Source organism: Variovorax durovernensis, from assembly GCF_977011995.1.
This window is the reverse complement of the sequence record NZ_CDRNCW010000001.1, coordinates 6459473-6474885: the sequence shown is the minus strand read 5'-3', so window position 1 is coordinate 6474885 and position 15413 is coordinate 6459473. Positions and strand designations below refer to the sequence as shown.

The 15413-nt window shown below is 70.0% G+C and carries 15 protein-coding genes; 10 read left to right on the top strand and 5 right to left on the bottom strand.

Annotated features, from left to right (window positions below):
- Window positions 1-71 precede the first annotated feature (71 nt).
- Window positions 72-992, bottom strand: a complete 921-nt coding sequence (locus ACWV14_RS30765) for a tetratricopeptide repeat protein (protein ID WP_422084495.1) — start codon at window positions 990-992, stop codon at window positions 72-74.
- A 36-nt stretch (window positions 993-1028) separates the two neighbouring features.
- Between ACWV14_RS30765 and purE the strand changes: the two genes are divergently transcribed.
- Genes purE through ACWV14_RS30750 form a run of 3 tightly spaced genes read left to right on the top strand, consistent with a single transcriptional unit; the run spans window position 1029 to window position 3765 of the window.
- Window positions 1029-1580: a 5-(carboxyamino)imidazole ribonucleotide mutase gene (gene purE, locus ACWV14_RS30760; protein ID WP_454905603.1), complete on the top strand. Its 552-nt coding sequence runs from the start codon at window positions 1029-1031 to the stop codon at window positions 1578-1580.
- Window positions 1577-2767, top strand: a complete 1191-nt coding sequence (locus ACWV14_RS30755) for a 5-(carboxyamino)imidazole ribonucleotide synthase (protein ID WP_454905601.1) — start codon at window positions 1577-1579, stop codon at window positions 2765-2767. The genes purE and ACWV14_RS30755 overlap by 4 nt, the downstream gene beginning before the upstream one ends.
- Window positions 2764-3765, top strand: coding sequence for an L-threonylcarbamoyladenylate synthase (locus tag ACWV14_RS30750; protein ID WP_454905599.1), 1002 nt, complete (start codon window positions 2764-2766; stop codon window positions 3763-3765). Before ACWV14_RS30755 ends, ACWV14_RS30750 begins: the two co-directional genes overlap by 4 nt.
- A gap of 105 nt (window positions 3766-3870) precedes the next feature.
- Here the strand turns inward: ACWV14_RS30750 and ACWV14_RS30745 are convergent, their stop codons facing one another.
- The 3 genes from ACWV14_RS30745 to ACWV14_RS30735 all read right to left on the bottom strand — a co-directional run bounded on the left by ACWV14_RS30745 (window position 3871) and on the right by ACWV14_RS30735 (window position 7641).
- Window positions 3871-5451 (bottom strand): alpha/beta hydrolase family protein, encoded by a 1581-nt coding sequence (locus ACWV14_RS30745; protein WP_454905598.1) that lies wholly within the window; start codon window positions 5449-5451, stop codon window positions 3871-3873.
- Window positions 5452-5621: 170 nt separating this feature from the next.
- Window positions 5622-7046 carry a D-alanyl-D-alanine carboxypeptidase/D-alanyl-D-alanine endopeptidase gene (gene dacB / locus ACWV14_RS30740; RefSeq protein ID WP_454905596.1) on the bottom strand — a complete coding sequence of 475 codons (1425 nt, stop codon included), beginning with the start codon at window positions 7044-7046 and terminating at the stop codon, window positions 5622-5624.
- A 7-nt stretch (window positions 7047-7053) separates the two neighbouring features.
- Window positions 7054-7641 (bottom strand): GDP-mannose pyrophosphatase, encoded by a 588-nt coding sequence (locus ACWV14_RS30735; protein ID WP_454905594.1) that lies wholly within the window; start codon window positions 7639-7641, stop codon window positions 7054-7056.
- An 80-nt stretch (window positions 7642-7721) separates the two neighbouring features.
- Between ACWV14_RS30735 and ACWV14_RS30730 the strand changes: the two genes are divergently transcribed.
- From ACWV14_RS30730 to pyrF, 5 genes are all read left to right on the top strand, one after another.
- Window positions 7722-8486, top strand: a complete 765-nt coding sequence (locus tag ACWV14_RS30730) for a DeoR/GlpR family DNA-binding transcription regulator (RefSeq protein WP_454905592.1) — start codon at window positions 7722-7724, stop codon at window positions 8484-8486.
- A 114-nt stretch (window positions 8487-8600) separates the two neighbouring features.
- Window positions 8601-9332: a tRNA (adenosine(37)-N6)-threonylcarbamoyltransferase complex dimerization subunit type 1 TsaB gene (tsaB, locus tag ACWV14_RS30725; RefSeq protein WP_454905590.1), complete on the top strand. Its 732-nt coding sequence runs from the start codon at window positions 8601-8603 to the stop codon at window positions 9330-9332.
- Window positions 9329-9871 (top strand): ribosomal protein S18-alanine N-acetyltransferase, encoded by a 543-nt coding sequence (gene rimI, locus ACWV14_RS30720; RefSeq protein WP_422084504.1) that lies wholly within the window; start codon window positions 9329-9331, stop codon window positions 9869-9871. Before tsaB ends, rimI begins: the two co-directional genes overlap by 4 nt.
- Window positions 9868-10713: a uracil-DNA glycosylase family protein gene (locus tag ACWV14_RS30715; RefSeq protein WP_454905588.1), complete on the top strand. Its 846-nt coding sequence runs from the start codon at window positions 9868-9870 to the stop codon at window positions 10711-10713. Before rimI ends, ACWV14_RS30715 begins: the two co-directional genes overlap by 4 nt.
- Before the next feature lie 55 nt (window positions 10714-10768).
- The gene (pyrF, locus tag ACWV14_RS30710) at window positions 10769-11593 is read left to right on the top strand and encodes an orotidine-5'-phosphate decarboxylase (RefSeq protein WP_454905587.1); all 825 of its coding nucleotides are present in this window, start codon (window positions 10769-10771) and stop codon (window positions 11591-11593) included.
- 3 nt (window positions 11594-11596) lie between these two features.
- Here the strand turns inward: pyrF and ACWV14_RS30705 are convergent, their stop codons facing one another.
- A complete protein-coding gene (locus tag ACWV14_RS30705; protein WP_454905585.1) occupies window positions 11597-12331 on the bottom strand; it encodes a helix-turn-helix domain-containing protein in 735 nt (244 codons plus the stop codon).
- Between the two features lie 144 nt (window positions 12332-12475).
- Between ACWV14_RS30705 and ACWV14_RS30700 the strand changes: the two genes are divergently transcribed.
- Both ACWV14_RS30700 and ACWV14_RS30695 read left to right on the top strand, forming a co-directional pair.
- Complete coding sequence (locus ACWV14_RS30700; RefSeq protein WP_454905583.1) at window positions 12476-13330, top strand: hypothetical protein; 855 nt, start codon at window positions 12476-12478, stop codon at window positions 13328-13330.
- A gap of 13 nt (window positions 13331-13343) precedes the next feature.
- Window positions 13344-15305, top strand: coding sequence for an MFS transporter (locus ACWV14_RS30695; RefSeq protein ID WP_454905582.1), 1962 nt, complete (start codon window positions 13344-13346; stop codon window positions 15303-15305).
- Window positions 15306-15413: the final 108 nt, after the last annotated feature.

Below are 15413 nucleotides of genomic sequence, written 5' to 3'. Positions count from 1 at the left end.
CCGGCCGCGCCAATGCTGTCCCGTTCGCGGTCGGGCCATGAAAAAAGCGACCCGGAGGTCGCTTTGTGGAATCAGCTCAGCACCACGCTGCTCAGGCGGCGGCGGTAGGTGGCCACCACCGGATCGTCCGGCGGGATCTGGCCATCGGCCACCTTGACCTTCGGCGGCTCGATCAGGTCGAGGATCGCGATGTAGGTCTTGCGCGCGAGGTCTTCGCTCCAGGTCTTGTCGCGCATCAGGATGTCGAGCAGCTCGTCCATCGCGTCGGTCCAGCGCTGGGCGGCCATCAGCAGGCGGGCGCGGCCGAAGCGGGCGTCGAAGTCGCGCTTGTTGGCTGCGATCTTCGCGTCGAAATCTGCGATGGCCGGCGCGGCACCGGTGGGCGGCGCTGCGAAATCGATAGCATCCATCCAGCGCTGCAGCGCGTCGAAGCGGCGCACCAGCGTGGTCTTGGCGATCACCGGGGCGAACGCGACCTTGGCGTCGTCGTGGCGGCCTTCCTGCAGCAGCAGCTTGATGTAGTCGAAGCGGGCGTCGTCGTTGGCGGGGTCGGTGGCCACGGCATGCTGCAGCTTCTCGAGCGCGCCCTGGGTGTCGCCGCCGGCCAGCGCTTCCTGCGCGGCGGCTTCTTCCGAGGCGGCCTCGGCTTCGTCGGCGCCGGGCACGTGCTTGTCGAGGAATTCGCGGATCTTCTCGGCCGGAATGGCGCCGACGAAGCCGTCGACCGGCTGGCCGTCCTTGAACATCACGCAGAACGGGATGCTGCGCACGCCGAACATCTCGGACAGCTGGGAGGAGATCTGCGGCACCTTGTCGGCGTCGAGCTTGGCCAGCGTGAAGCGTCCGCCGTACTCGACTTCGAGCTTTTCGAGCACCGGGCCGAGCTGTTTGCAAGGGCCGCACCATTCGGCCCAGATGTCCAGCAGCACCGGCGTGGCGACCGAGCCTTCGATCAGTTCGGCCTGGAAATTTTCGAGAGTGATGTCGATCATCGGAACCAACTGAGGGTGAAACGTAAAATTGAAACCATGAACGAAACCATTCAGGTCGGTGTAGTGATGGGCTCGAGCTCCGATTGGGAGACGATGCGCAACGCGGTCGAGATTCTCCAGCAATTCGGAATCAGCCACGAGGCAAAGGTGGTCTCGGCCCACCGCATGCCCGATGCGCTCTTCGCGTATGCCGAAAGCGCCGCCGGGCGCGGGCTCGCCGCGATCATCGCCGGCGCGGGCGGGGCGGCCCACCTGCCGGGCATGCTGGCATCCAAGACCACGGTGCCGGTGCTCGGCGTGCCGGTGGCCAGCCGCCACCTGCAGGGCGTCGACTCGCTCTACAGCATCGTGCAGATGCCCAAGGGCGTGCCCGTGGCCACTTTTGCCATCGGCAACGCAGGCGCGGCCAACGCGGCGCTGTTCGCGGTGTCGATGCTGGCGGTGAACAACCCGGCGCTGCGCGCGAAGCTCGACGCTTTCCGCTCCGCCCAGACCGCCGCCGCCGAAGCCATGACGCTGCCGCCGGCTCCCGCTGGCGAAGCACCCCCCGTGTCTCCTTTCTCGCCCCAGGGCGGAGGTGCCCTGTGAGCGACGCCGACCTGCCCATTCTTCCGGGCGCCACGCTCGGCGTGCTCGGCGGCGGACAGCTGGGGCGCATGTTCGTCCACGCGGCCCAGCGCATGGGCTACTTCACGGCGGTGCTCGACCCCGACACCGACAGCCCCGCCGGCCGCGTGAGCCACCACCACATCCACACCGACTACGACGACGTCGACGGGCTCGCCCGCCTGGCCGGGCTGGCCGACGCGGTGACGACCGAGTTCGAGAACGTGCCCGCGCCGTCGCTGGAGCACCTGGCCGTCGCGCGGCCGGTGTCGCCCGGCGCCCCGGCCATCGCCATCGCGCAGGACCGCATTGCCGAGAAGGCCCACTTCACCCGCTGCGGCGTGCCCTGCGCGCCCTACGCGGCCATCGAAACGGCGGCCCAACTGGCCGCGGTGGACGACAGCCTGCTGCCCGGCATCCTGAAGACCGCGCGCCTGGGCTACGACGGCAAGGGCCAGCAGCGCGTGAAGACGCGCGCCGAGCTGGTCGACGCCTGGCAGGCCACGGGCTGCGTGCCCTGCGTGCTCGAGAAGATGCTGCCGCTCGAGTTCGAGTGCTCGGTGATCCTCGCGCGCGGCCGCGACGGCCAGGTCGTGCACTTCCCGCCGCAGCGCAACCTGCACCGCGACGGCATCCTCGCCGTCACTGAAGTGCATCCGCAGAACATGCCCAAGACGGTGGCGCAGGGCGCGGTCAATTCGGCAAAGAGCATCGCCAACGGCCTGGGCTATGTGGGCGTGCTGTGCGTCGAGTTCTTCGCGCTGGCCGACGGCTCGCTGGTGGTGAACGAAATGGCACCGCGCCCGCACAACAGCGGCCACTACACGATGGAAGCCTGCGACGTGTCGCAGTTCGAGCTGCAGGTGCGCACGCTCGCCGGCCTGCCGCTGGCCGCGCCGCGCCAGCACAGCCCGGCCATCATGCTCAACCTGCTGGGCGACCTGTGGTTCCCGGCCGGGGGCGACAAGCCGGTCTCCCCCCGCTGGGGCGAAGTGCTGGCGCTGCCGGGCGTGCACCTGCACCTCTACGGAAAGATGGAGCCGCGACGCGGCCGCAAGATGGGCCACCTGACCCTCACCGGCGCCACCCTCGAAGCGGTGCGCGCCACGGCCTCGCAGGCGGCGCTGCTGTTGGGCCTGCCGGCGGTGACCACCACCGACCTCGCATGATCCTCGACGGCCGCTCCCCGGACGCCATTGCCGAAGCCGTGCGTGTGCTGCGCGCGGGCGGGCTGGTCGCCTTCCCGACCGAAACCGTCTATGGCCTGGGCGCCGATGCGAGCAGCGACACCGCCGTGGCCGGCATCTTCAAGGCCAAGGGGCGGCCCTCCGACCATCCGCTGATCGTGCACGTGGCGGCCGGCGTCAAGGGCACCGAATCGCTGTCGCGCTTCGCCCAGCCGCTGCCGGCTTTCGCGCAGAAGCTGGTGCAGGCCTTCTGGCCCGGCCCGCTCACGCTGATCGTCACGCGCCAGCCCGGCGTGGGCGCGGCGGCGGCCGGCGGGCAGGACACCATCGGCCTGCGCTGCCCCTCGCATCCGGTGGCGCAGGCGCTGCTGCAGGCCTGCGCCGAGCAGGGCGTGCCGGGGCTCGCGGGCCCCAGCGCCAACCGCTTCGGCCGCGTCAGCCCGACCACGGCGCAGCATGTGTACGACGAATTCGGCGACGCGCTGCCGGTGGTCGACGGCGGGGCCTGCGAGGTCGGCATCGAGTCGACCATCGTCGACTGCAGCCGCGGCGCGCCAGTGCTGCTGCGCCCGGGCCTCATCACCCGCGCACAGATCGAGGCGGCCTGCGGCGAGAAACTGGCTGACCGCGAAGTGCTCGAGACGCCCGACCCGCGCGCCTCGGGCACTCTGGAGGCGCACTACGCCCCAGACGCCAAGGTGCGCCTGATGGACGCCAAGGCCATCCAGACCGGGCTCGACGTGCTGGGCGCCAACGCCGCGCACATCGCCGTGTGGTCGCGCGCCGTGGTGCGCACCCGTTCGCAGCGCGTGCTGCTGCGGCGCATGCCCGACGACGCCGCGGCCAGCGCGCAACAGCTGTTTGCCGTGCTGCGCGCATTCGACACCGAAGGCGTCAAGCTGATCTGGGTCGAAACGCCGCCCGACACCCCCGAGTGGGAGGGTGTCAAAGACCGCCTGCAGCGCGCCGCCGCGGCCTGAACCCAATCAGAAACACCGAGGAACCGGCTTCGCCGGGCCTCAGGTGTTGCCCCCGGCAGGGTGTTGGCGAAGCGACACGAAGTGCGCGAAGCCTGGGGGCGAGCTCTATCCCCCCGCTGCCAGCACGCCCTGGAAGAAGCCGCGGGCCGAAGCCAGGCAGAACGGCGGCGCCAGCGTGCCGTGGTACGCCTGGGTGACGGCCGTCGCCTTGTCGGTCGCGCTGCCCGACGTGTTCTGCGCCAGCAGGCTCTTGGCCTGCGCGAAGCCGGCGCGGGCGGCTGAGTAAGCGTCGTTCGCGCCCGAATCCTCCAGGTCGACCACCGTCAGCGCGGCAGCGGGCATGCCCTTGGCGCGGAAGTAGCCGGCGGTGGCGCGGGTGCTGGCGAAGTTCACCGTCGGGTCGTTGGCGCCGCCGCACATCAGCACCGGCTTGGCCGGCACCCAGTTGCGCAGGTCGTTCGCCACCGCCGCCCTGCGAAAGCCCGTGGTCGGCTTGCAGTCCAGCGGCGTGGCCGTGCCCACCGAGGCCGCCGTGGTCGGCAGCGCGTTGCCGGCGCAGGGATTCGACTGGATGTCGCTCGCCGCCTGCGTCAGGTAGCTCTGGCGGATCAGGTTGTTGGCGCCGTAGAAGATCGACAGCTGCGGATTCAGCGGACCAGGCACCGCGTCGGCCGGGAACAGCGCCAGCTGCGGCAGCTTGCCGTTCTGGAACAGCGTGGCGACGGGCGTGTTGCTCGGCAGCAGGGTGTCGATGCCGCTGGCGTACTGGTTCTCGTAGACGTCGGTGGTGGCGTTGTAGACATTGCCGAACTGCTGCTGCCAGCTGGTCGTCAGCAGCGGCACGAAGAGGGTGGCGCCCAGCGCCGGCCAGCCTTCGAAGGTGTAGTCGGTCAGCAGGCTGATGGCCGAGGGCGCCGACAGCGGCGCCGCCGCCGTCACCGTCTTGCCGGTGGCCTGCATCTCGCGGTGCGCCGCCATCGCGACATAGCCGCCCTGCGAATAGCCGGTGATGAACAGCGACCCCGCATCCGTGGCGCCGATGTCGCCGAAGGTCTTGCGCGCCGCGGTGAGCGCGTCGACCATGTCCTTGCCCTGCTGGTCGCCGTTGAGATACGGGTGGTAGGGCAGCGTCGACTTGTCGTAGCCCGCGTAATTGGGCGCCACCACGATGTAGCCCTGCGCCGCGAACATGGCCGCTACCAGCAGGCCCTCGCCGGCTGCCGGCTGGGTGGTGTCGGTCCATTTCGCCAGGTTGTAGTTGCGTGCCGGCGTGGTGCCGTGTGCATAGAGCACCACCGGCCGCGCGCCGCTGCAGGCCACGTCGCTGCCCGTGGGCACCATGATCGCGGCGGTGGCGTTGGTGGCTTCGTTCTTGCCGCCGATGGTGCGGTATTCGAGGTAGCGCAGGTCGATGCCGCACTTGGGCGCGCCGGCCACCTGCAGCAGCGCCTTGCCCTGGTCGCTGGCCTGCAGGCTGGTATTGAACTGGGCAGCGGTCAGGTTGGCCGTCTGCGCGGGCGGCCCGGAGACGACCGAGCCGCGCCCGGTGTCGCTGCCGCCGCCACCGGGCAGCAGCCCGCCGAAACCGATTCCCCCGCCGTCCCCACCACCGCCGCAGGCGGTCAAAAGCAGGGCGACGCCCGCGAGCGCGAGCGCCGGTGCGGGAATGTGCAGCGGTCTTTTCATTGGGAATGTCTCCTGCGTGGATGTTTGTTGTCGTGCCGGAGGGCCGAAACGAACGGTCGTTCGCATGACCCGACGCGATTTTGCGCAGGGGCCGGGGCTGTGCGCAAGCGGCGCACCCCGGTAGATTTTTTCAGTACACCGCTGTAGTGGTCCGGCGGCACGGACGCAGGTCAGTCCTGCGAGGCCCAGTCGACCAGCGCGTCGAACGCAGCGCGCGCGGCCACCGCGTTCTCGGCATTGGCGATGGCCACCAGCACGTAGCGCCGGCCGCTCGCGCCGTCCACGAAGCCGGCCACGCCAGAGGCGTCGCGCAGCGTGCCGGTCTTCAGGTGGGCCGAACCGCCCGAGCGCAGCGTGCGCTTCTTCAGCGTGCCGTCCACGCCCATGGCCGGCAGCGAGGAAACCAGCTCCGGCATCACCGGCGAGCGCCATGCCACCTGCAGCATCTTGCCGAGCGCGGCCGCGCTGATGCGCTCGTCGCGCGACAGGCCCGAGCCGTTCTCGAACACCGGCTGCGCCTCGCCCGTGCCGATGCGGTCGCGCCACCACTGGCCCAGCGCGGTGCGCGAGGCCTCGAAGGTGCCGCGGTTCTTCTGCGTGAGCCCGATCGTGAGGAACAACTGCTGCGCCATCACGTTGTTGCTGTACTTGTTGATGTCGCGCACCACCTCGGCCAGCGGCGGCGACTCGAACTCGAAGGCCGGCTTCAGCCCCGCCGGCACGCGCCCTTCGCGCATCTGCCCGCCGACGCGACCGCCCATCTCGGCCCACATGCCGCCGATGGCGCGCAGGCTGTAGGTGCGCGGGTCGGCATACGCCACGGCCCAGCTCTTCTCGCCGCAGCCGGCAGGGAAGCCGCCATTGAAGCGGATACGGTTCACGTCGGTGAAGTCGGCGCGCAGCGTGGTGCGCCAGTCGCCGCATTCGCCGGGCACCAGCGGCACCGTGGCCGGCATTGCCACGCTGGCCAGCGGGGGCTCGTAGTTCACGCGGGCGAACTGCCCCGCGCGGTCGGGCGCGAAGCTCATGTTGACCGACTTGAAGTTGACCAGCAGCGCGTCGGGCGAGGCGTTGTACGGGCGCAGCGGCTCGCCGTCGAAGGCGGCCGGGTCGCCCTCGACCGTGTTCTCGAAGGCGCTGCGGTCGATGACGATGTCGCCGCTCACCGTGGTGATGCCCAGCCCCTGCACATGGCGCAGCAGCAGCCACATGCGTTCGAGCACCAGCTTCGGGTCGCCCTGGCCCTTGATGTAGAGGTTGCCGTTGAGCACGCCGTTGCTCACCGTGCCGTCGGTGTAGACCGGGGTGGTCCAGTTGTAGGCCGGCCCGAGCAGGTCGAGCGCGGCGTAGGTCGTCACCAGCTTCATGATCGACGCCGGGTTCACCGGCACCTGCGTGCGCCAGGCCAGGCGCGGCGGGCGGCTGCCGTCGGCATCGGCCACCAGCATCGTCACCGCCTCGCGCGGCACCTTGGCGCGGGCGAGGGCGGCGTCGACCTGGGTCGGCAAGGCTTGCTGGGCGAGGGCGGCGCCGGCCGGGGCCAGCATCGCGACGAGGGTCAGTGCGCGAGCGGCGCGGCGGGAGGCAGGAGGCATGCGCCCATTATCCCGGCGCGAAAAGATGCAGCTTCGCGTGGTACAGCAGCATCACCGTCTTGGCGTCGGCGATGCGGCCGTCCGCCACCATGGCCAGCGCCTCGTCGATGTCGAGCTCCAGCACCTCGATGTCCTCGCCTTCCTCGGCCAGCCCGCCGCCTGCGCCGATGCGCATCGAGGGCTCGTAGGGCGCGACGAAGAAGTGCAGCTTCTCGGTCACCGAGCCGGGGCTCATGAAGCTCTCGAAGATCTTGCGCACCTCGCCCAGCCGATAGCCGAGTTCTTCCTCGACCTCGGCGCGGATGCGTTCTTCAGGCGCCGCGTCGTCGAGCAGGCCGGCCGCCGCCTCGATCAGCAGGTCGTCATGCCCGTTGACGAAGGCCGGGTAGCGGAACTGGCGTACCAGCAGCACCGTGCGCCGCGCAAGGTTGTACGGCAGCAGCGTGGCACCGTTGCCGCGGTCGTAGGTCTCGCGGTGCATGCGCTGCCACTGGCCGTCGTTGCGCCGCCAGTCGAAGGCGGTGGTGCGCAGCGTGTACCAGTTGTCGGAAAGCAGGGTGACTTCGTGCACCCGGACGCGGTCTTGGAGTGTCATGGGCGGCGAGCATATGTGCATATTCGTGCAATAACAAGAAAATTCGTGCGGAAAGCGTGCAGGCCCGATACCATCGGCCGATGCTCACCAGCCAGCGCAAGCAACACATCCTTTCGGTCCTGCGGCGCGACGGCAACGTCGTCGCCAAGGCGCTCAGCGAAGAACTCGGCCTGTCGGAAGACACGCTGCGCCGCGACCTGCGCGAAATGGCCGCCGAAGGCCTGCTGCAGCGCGTGCACGGAGGTGCCTTGCCGCTGGCGCCGGCCGAAGCCGATTTCGCGGGTCGCCAGCAGTTGGCCTCCGGCGAGAAGGTCGCCATCGGCCGTGCCGCCGCGCGGCTGGTGAAGCCGGGGCAGGTGGTGTTCATCGACGGCGGCACCACCGCCGTGCAGCTCGCGCGCCACCTGCCGCGCGCCTTGCAGGCCACGGTGGTCACGCACAGTCCGTCGGTGGCGGTCGAGCTGGTGTCGCATGCCGGCATCGAGGTGGTGCTGATCGGCGGGCGCCTCTTCAAGCACTCGGTGGTGGCCGTGGGTTCGGCGGCGATGGCGGCCATTTCGCGCATCCACGCCGACACGTATTTCATGGGCGTCACCGGCGTGCACGCCGAGGCGGGCCTGACCACCGGCGACCTCGAGGAAGCCGAGATCAAGCGCGCCCTGATGGCCGCGTCGGCCGAGACGGTGGTGCTGGCCTCGTCCGAGAAGCTGGGCGCGGCCTCGGCCTGGGTGGTCAACCCGGTCACCTCGGCCACCACGCTGCTGGTATCGCCGGATGCACCCGCCAGGGCGCTGGCGCCGCTGCGCAAGGCCGGGCTGGCCGTGCTGCTGAGCGAAAAGGCCTGATATCGCAGGGTGGCGACCGGGATTGGCCGCCCCTCGATAATCGGGGCATGCCTCTTTCGCCCCGCTTCTTTCTCCGCCCGCCCGCCGCGGGCGCGGCCCCGGGGTGTCCCGCCAATGTCTAGATTGCTGGCCTTCGACACGAGCACCGAGCACCTGTCGGTCGCGGTGCTGCACGGCGAGCGGCTGCTGGCCCACAACGGCGTGGGCGGCGCGCAGGCCTCGACCACGCTGCTCCCGCTGATCCAGCAACTGCTGGGCGAGGCCGGGCTGGTGCTGGCCGAGCTGGACGCGATCGTCTTCGGCCGCGGCCCCGGTTCGTTCACCGGCCTGCGCACCGCCTGCTCGGTGGCCCAGGGGCTGGCCTTCGGCGCCGGCGTGCCGCTGCTGCCGGTCGACACCCTGCTGGCCGTGGCCGAGGAAGCGCGCCATGCCTTCGGCGTGCAGCAGGTGGTGGCGGTGCTCGACGCCCGCATGGACCAGCTCTACACCGCGCGCTACGACTTCTCTGCCGCCGGCCCTCTGGGCGGTCTGGGTGGTGACGACGAACCGCTGCTGCTGTCGCCCGAAGCCCTCAAAGTGCCCGCCGGCTACGCGCTGGCCGGCAACGCCTTCGCCGCCTACGGCCCGCGCCTGGCGCCGGCCGCCGCCCGCCACGAGGCCCTGCCGACCGCCACCGCCATGCTGCGGCTCGCGCCCGCGCTGCTCGCGGCCGGCCGCACCGTGCCCGCGGCACAGGCCTGGCCGCTCTATGTTCGCGATAAAGTGGCGCAGACCACCGAAGAGCGCGCTGCCATCAAGGCGGCCGCGGCATCGGCGGCCGCAGCAGCCCCCTCCAGCCACGCATGAGCGCCGTCCTCCAGCCCGTCGAAGCCCGCCTCGAACCGCTCACCATCGAGCGGATCGACGCTGTCTGCGCGGTGGAGCAGACGGCCTACAGCCACCCCTGGACGCGCGCCAACTTCACCGACTCCATGGCCGTGGGCTACCACTGCCAGTGCCTGCTGGCGCCCGGCGTGGCGCAGGGCGTCACGTCGCCCGTCACCAGCCTGGGCGAAACGCTCATCGGCTACTTCGTGGCCATGAAGGGCGTCGACGAGGTGCATCTGCTGAACATCACCGTGGCCCCGGCCTTCCAGCGCCAGGGCTGGGCGCCGCTCATGCTGGAGGCGCTGGGCGGCTGGTCGCGCGGCGAAGGCGCGCAGTGGCTGTGGCTCGAAGTGCGCCAGAGCAACCAGCGCGCGCTCGACATCTATGTGCGGCAGGGTTTCCGCAGCGTGGGCGTGCGCAAGGGTTACTACCCGGCCCATGACGGCAAGCGCGAGGACGCGGTCGTCATGAGCCTGCGATTGAACGAAACAGGCACCGCCTGGGGAGCCTTGCGATGAGCGCGGTGCAGACATTGAAGCTCGACGCGCGCCAGCGCGCGATGCTCGACGAAATGGGCGTGAAGGTCTGGTGGCCCGTGCCCCAGGTGGTTGAAGCCGAGCCCGAACCCGTGCCGGTGCAGGCCGCGCCCGAAGCCGGGCCGCCCGACGACGAGGAATACATCCCGAGCGCCGAGGAGCGCATGGAGGCGGAAATGCCCGTCTCCGCGCCGCGCCCGCCGCGCGCGCCGGTCGCCCGCCCCGTGGCGGCACCCGCGCCGGCTGCGCGCCCCGCTCCCGCCGCCCCGGCGTCGATGGGCGCCGCCGTGCTGCTCGAGGCGCCCTGCCGCCTCTATGCCGATGCCGGCACTCCAAACGACATGGCCGAGACGCAAGGCGGCTGGCTGGTCGTCGCCGACATGCCGCCCGAGGCCGACGGCCGCCACGGAGAGCCCTTCGCGGGCGACGCCGGCCGCCTGCTCGACAACATGCTGCGCGCCCTGAAGCTGCACGACGGCAAGACGCCCGTGCACCTCATGCGCACCCACCGCGGCGTGGCCGCCGGCCAGCCCGGCAGCCCGCGCCCCATGGCCGAGGCCTTCGGCGAGCACGCCGCCGCGCTCGCGCCCCGCGTCGTGCTGGCAATGGGTCCGCTGGCCGCGCAGAGCCTGATGCAGAGCGGCGATCCGCTGGGCAAGCTGCGCGGCCGCGCGGTGCCGCTGGCTATGACTGGGGAGCCTGGCGCAGCGGTGGTTGTGGCGACCTATCACCCGGCCTACCTGCTGCGCAACCCGGCCGACAAGGCCCGCGCCTGGGCCGACCTCTGCCTGGCGGCCGAGCAGCACACGCCCACGGCGGGCTGAGCGGGAAAATCGGGGTCAGGAACCGGTCGGAAGGGGCCGCCTAAAATCACGGCCCATGACTTTCCTCGACAAGCTGGCCGCCGCACAGCAAAAAAACGGTTCGTTGCTCTGCGTGGGGCTCGATCCCGAGCCGGCCAAATTCCCGGGGCAATTCAAGGGCGACGCCAGCCGCATCTTCGATTTCTGCGCGCGCATCGTCGACGCGACGGCCGACCTGGTCATCGCGTTCAAACCCCAGATCGCCTATTTCGCGGCCCACCGCGCCGAAGCCCAGCTCGAGCAGCTCATGGAGCACATGCGCCGCAACGCGCCTGACGTGCCCGTGATCCTCGACGCCAAGCGAGGCGACATCGGCTCCACCGCCGAGCAGTACGCGCTGGAGGCTTTCGAGCGCTACGGCGCCGACGCGGTCACGCTGTCGCCCTTCATGGGCTTCGATTCGGTGGCGCCCTACCTCAAGCACGAGGGCAAGGGCGCCTTCCTGCTGTGCCGCACCAGCAACCCCGGCGGCTCCGACCTGCAGGGCCAGCGCCTGGCGGACGTCGAGGGCCAGCCTTTCCTTTACGAGCACGTCGCCAGGCTGGCGCAGGGGCCGTGGAACCTCAACGGCCAGCTCGGGCTGGTGGTGGGCGCGACCTACCCGGCTGAAATCGAGCGCGTGCGCGAACTCGCGCCGACCGTGCCGCTGCTGATTCCGGGCGTCGGCGCCCAGGGCGGCGACGCCGTCGCCACGGTGCGCGCCGGCTGGCGTGCCGATGCGCCGATCATCGTGAACTCGTCGCGGGCCATCTGCTACGCCTCGTCGGGCGAAGACTTCGCCGAAGCTGCGAAGAACGCCGCGCGCACCACGCGCGACGCCCTGGAAGCCGCGAAGCCCTGAGGCTCAGGCTCTACGGAGCCTCGTGAACGCCTCGAACTCCCAGTTCCGCATCCCCAGCAGCAGGGTGTAGCCCTCGCGGTCCTTCGCGGCCAGCTTCTGGTCGGTCTGGTGCTGCTGGGCGAAATCCTGCGCTACGCGTTGCAGGCGCTCCAGGAAGGCGGGTGCCAGTGAGCGGCTGATCTGGCCGTGCACCAGCAGCAGGCCTTCGGCCGGGCCGTCGAAGCCGCCCTTGTAGTAGTCGAGCACCACGTTCTCGCGGAAGAACTCCATCACCGGGCCGTGCGGGCGCCAGCGGAAGGTCTTGGCTAGCTTCAGGCGATACCGGTTCAGCGGGCGCAGTTCAATGATGCCGATGCGGTCCAGCTGCGCCAGGAAACCGATGCACTCGGGCTCGCTCACGCGGTAGGCCGCCACGATCTGCTCCAGCGTCCACTGGCTCAGCACGCTGATGGCCACCAGCAGCAGCTTCTTGTCCTTGACCACGGCCTTTTCCTGCTCGTGCGTCAGCTCCTTCAGCAGCGGCTGTGCGTCGGCCACGCGGCGGGCGAGTTCGGCGAAATCGATCTTCAGCGCGCGGCAGATGGCGTCTACGCGCGACAGCGGCATGTCGCTCTTGGCCAGCATCCGCTTGACGCTGGATTCGGCCATGTCGAGCGACCGCGCCAGGTCGGCGTAGGTCATGCGCGCACTTTTGAGTTCGTTCTTGAGGGCTTGGACGAGGTCGACGGTGGTGCTCATCGTTCGAGCGTACACGGGCACCGGGAAGTATCAATTGGAGATACCACCGGGTGTGAATTAGTACCTCGTATCGATTCTCGATGCCTGTGGAGGGGGCTGGACCCTAAATTCCGCGCCACGTACCGACCACCACCGAGAAACGCCATGCCTCTGCCCTCTCTCAGCCGCCGCGAACGCGGGTTGCTTTTCACCCTGGCCCTGCTCACGGCGATCGCCGTCTTCGGCCCGGCGCTGCCGGCGGCCGACGTCGCCATCGCCACGGTGTTCGCCGACGACCGCGCCTGGCACGGCCTGCCGAACGCGATGGACGTGCTCAGCAACATCCCATTCGTCGTGGTCGGCATCTGGGGCCTGTACCGGCTGAACCGCATCGACCGCTCGCACCAGCAGGCGCTGTCGGCCTTTCCGCTGGCGCCGCCGGCCAGCGACCCGCCCGACAACACGCTGGACTGCGCCTGGCTGTTCTTCGCCGGCCTGATCGCCACCGCCGCCGGCTCCGCCTTCTATCACCTGCTGCCCGACGGACCCCGGCTCGCGGCCGACCGCGCCGGCATGGCGGTGGCTTTCGCGGGCCTGATCGGCGTGGCGGTCTGCGAGCGGGTAAGCCAGCGCGCCGGCTGGCCGGCCGCGTGGTTCGTGCTCACGGCCGGCCTGCTCTCGGCGGAGGTGTTCCAGGAAACCGGCAACGTCATGCCGTGGGCGCTGGTGCAGTTCGGCGGCATGGCGCTGGTGCTGACGCTGGCGCTGGCCACGCCGATGCGCAATTCGGTCGGTCTCAAGCTGGGCTGGGTGATCTTCTTCTACGCGGTGGCCAAGGCCTTCGAGATGGCCGACCAATCGATCTACGAGTTCACGCAGCACACGGTTTCCGGCCACACGCTCAAGCACCTGACGGCGTCGCTCGCGGGGCTGCCGCTGTTGCTGGCGCTGCGCAAACTCGAGATGCGCTGGCAAGCCGCGCTGCGGCACAATCCGGGCGCAGCCGCCGTAGCGGCCTGAGGAAATCCTTCGCATGACAACCCCCGCCGCTGCAGCAGCCCCCGCGACATCCGCGCCCCACGAGGCCAACGCGCACGCCAACCAGTTCGCCCTCCTCAAGCAGCGGCGCTTCGCGCCATTCTTCTGGACCCAGTTCGCGGGCGCCGCGAACGACAACCTCTTCAAGTTCGCCTTCACCGTCATGGTGACCTACCAGCTCCAGCTGAGCTGGATGCCGCCGGCCATGGCGGGCCTGGTGATCGGCGCGCTGTTCATCCTGCCGTTCCTGCTGTTCTCGGCCACCTCGGGCCAGCTCACCGACAAGTTCGACAAGACGAAGATGATCCGCTTCGTCAAGAACCTCGAGATCGCGATCATGCTGATCGCCGCCTGGGGCTTCGTCACGGCCAATGCGGTGCTGCTGCTGGGCTGCGTGTTCCTCATGGGCCTGCACTCCACGCTGTTCGGGCCGGTCAAGTTCGCCTACCTGCCGCAGGTGCTCGATCCGCGCGAGCTCACGGGCGGCAACGGCATGGTCGAGATGGGCACCTTCGTCGCCATCCTGCTGGGGCAGGTGGCGGGCGGGCTGCTGGTGGCGGTGCCGCAGATCGGCCATCTCACGGTGGCCGTGGCCTGCGTGCTGCTCGCGCTGGTGGGGCGCGGCGTGGCGCAGGCCATTCCGCGCGCGCCGGCCACCGACCCCGGGCTGGTGATCAACTGGAACCCGGTCAGCGAGACCTGGCGCAACCTGAAGCTCGCACGCGGGAACATCGTGGTGTTCCGCTCGCTGCTGGGCATTTCGTGGATGTGGTTCTTCGGCGCGGTGTTCCTGAGCCAGTTCCCCAGCTTCGCCAAGGAAGTGCTGCACGGCGACGAGCAGGTGGCGTCGCTGCTGCTGGTGGTTTTCTCGGTGGGCATCGGCGTCGGTTCGCTGCTGTGCGAGACGCTGAGCCGCCGGCAGGTGGAAATCGGCCTGGTGCCTCTGGGCGCCATCGGCATGAGCGTGTTCGCGATCGACCTGTACTTTGCCTCGCGCGGGCTGCCCAAGGTGCCCGAGATGGGCATCGGCAGCTTCGTGCACCAGGGCGCCCACTGGCGCGTGATGGCCGACCTGGCGCTGCTGTCGCTGTTCGCGGGCCTGTACAGCGTGCCGATGTACGCGCTGATCCAGCTGCGCAGCCAGCCCACGCACCGCGCGCGCATCATCGCGGCCAACAACATCCTCAATGCGCTGTTCATGATCGGCAGCTCGGTCATCGCCGGCGCGCTGCTGGGCGCGGGCTTCACCATTCCGCAGATCTTCCTGTTCACCGGCATCGCCAACGCGGTGGTGGCGTTCTACATCTTCATGCTGGTGCCCGAGTACATGCTGCGCTTCGTGGCCTGGGTGCTGTCGCGCTTCGTCTACCGCTTCGACATCAAGGGCGACGAGCACATTCCCGCCGAGGGCGCGGCCGTGCTGGTGTGCAACCACGTGAGCTTCATCGACGCGGTGCTGCTGATGGCGGCGAGCCCGCGGCCGATCCGCTTCATCATGGACCACCGCATCTTCAAGGTGCCGGTGCTGGGGTGGCTCTTCAGGCTGGCCAAGGCGATCCCCATCGCCCCGCAGAAGGAAGACCCGGCGGCCTATGAAGCCGCCTTTGCCAAGGCGCTGGGCGTGCTGCGCGAGGGCGACCTGCTCGCCATCTTCCCCGAGGGCGCGATCACGCGCGACGGCACGCTGCAGCCCTTCAAGGGCGGCGTGATGAAGATCGTCGACAGCGCGCGCGCCGAAGGCATCGAGCCGCCGGTGATCCCGATGGCGCTGACCAACCTCTGGGGCTCGTACTTCAGCCGCATCGAGCTGCGCGGCGGCGAGCGCGTGGCCATGGCCAAGCCATTCCGCCGCGGTTTCTTCAGCCGCGTCGGCCTGAACGTGGGCGCGGCCGTGCCGTCGTCCGAGGTTCAGCCCGAGTCGCTGCGCCAGCGCGTGAGCGGCCTGCTCGGCGCGTAAAAGTACCGCTCTGAGATACCGGCGGCGCTGCAAACCGCCACCGGTGCAAGCATTCAAGCCCCGCGGTGCGGGAGCGAACCATCATTCGCTCACCTTCACTACGCCGCG

Coding starts and splice junctions, on each gene's coding strand:
- purE (WP_454905603.1), top strand. CDS start 1,029: ATGAACGAAACCATTCAGGTCGGTGTAGTGATGGGCTCGAGCTCCGAT.
- ACWV14_RS30735 (WP_454905594.1), bottom strand. CDS start 7,641: ATGACACTCCAAGACCGCGTCCGGGTGCACGAAGTCACCCTGCTTTCC.
- dacB (WP_454905596.1), bottom strand. CDS start 7,046: ATGCCTCCTGCCTCCCGCCGCGCCGCTCGCGCACTGACCCTCGTCGCG.
- ACWV14_RS30765 (WP_422084495.1), bottom strand. CDS start 992: ATGATCGACATCACTCTCGAAAATTTCCAGGCCGAACTGATCGAAGGC.
- ACWV14_RS30695 (WP_454905582.1), top strand. CDS start 13,344: ATGACAACCCCCGCCGCTGCAGCAGCCCCCGCGACATCCGCGCCCCAC.
- ACWV14_RS30700 (WP_454905583.1), top strand. CDS start 12,476: ATGCCTCTGCCCTCTCTCAGCCGCCGCGAACGCGGGTTGCTTTTCACC.
- rimI (WP_422084504.1), top strand. CDS start 9,329: ATGAGCGCCGTCCTCCAGCCCGTCGAAGCCCGCCTCGAACCGCTCACC.
- ACWV14_RS30730 (WP_454905592.1), top strand. CDS start 7,722: ATGCTCACCAGCCAGCGCAAGCAACACATCCTTTCGGTCCTGCGGCGC.
- ACWV14_RS30705 (WP_454905585.1), bottom strand. CDS start 12,331: ATGAGCACCACCGTCGACCTCGTCCAAGCCCTCAAGAACGAACTCAAA.
- tsaB (WP_454905590.1), top strand. CDS start 8,601: ATGTCTAGATTGCTGGCCTTCGACACGAGCACCGAGCACCTGTCGGTC.
- ACWV14_RS30715 (WP_454905588.1), top strand. CDS start 9,868: ATGAGCGCGGTGCAGACATTGAAGCTCGACGCGCGCCAGCGCGCGATG.
- ACWV14_RS30750 (WP_454905599.1), top strand. CDS start 2,764: ATGATCCTCGACGGCCGCTCCCCGGACGCCATTGCCGAAGCCGTGCGT.
- ACWV14_RS30745 (WP_454905598.1), bottom strand. CDS start 5,451: ATGAAAAGACCGCTGCACATTCCCGCACCGGCGCTCGCGCTCGCGGGC.
- pyrF (WP_454905587.1), top strand. CDS start 10,769: ATGACTTTCCTCGACAAGCTGGCCGCCGCACAGCAAAAAAACGGTTCG.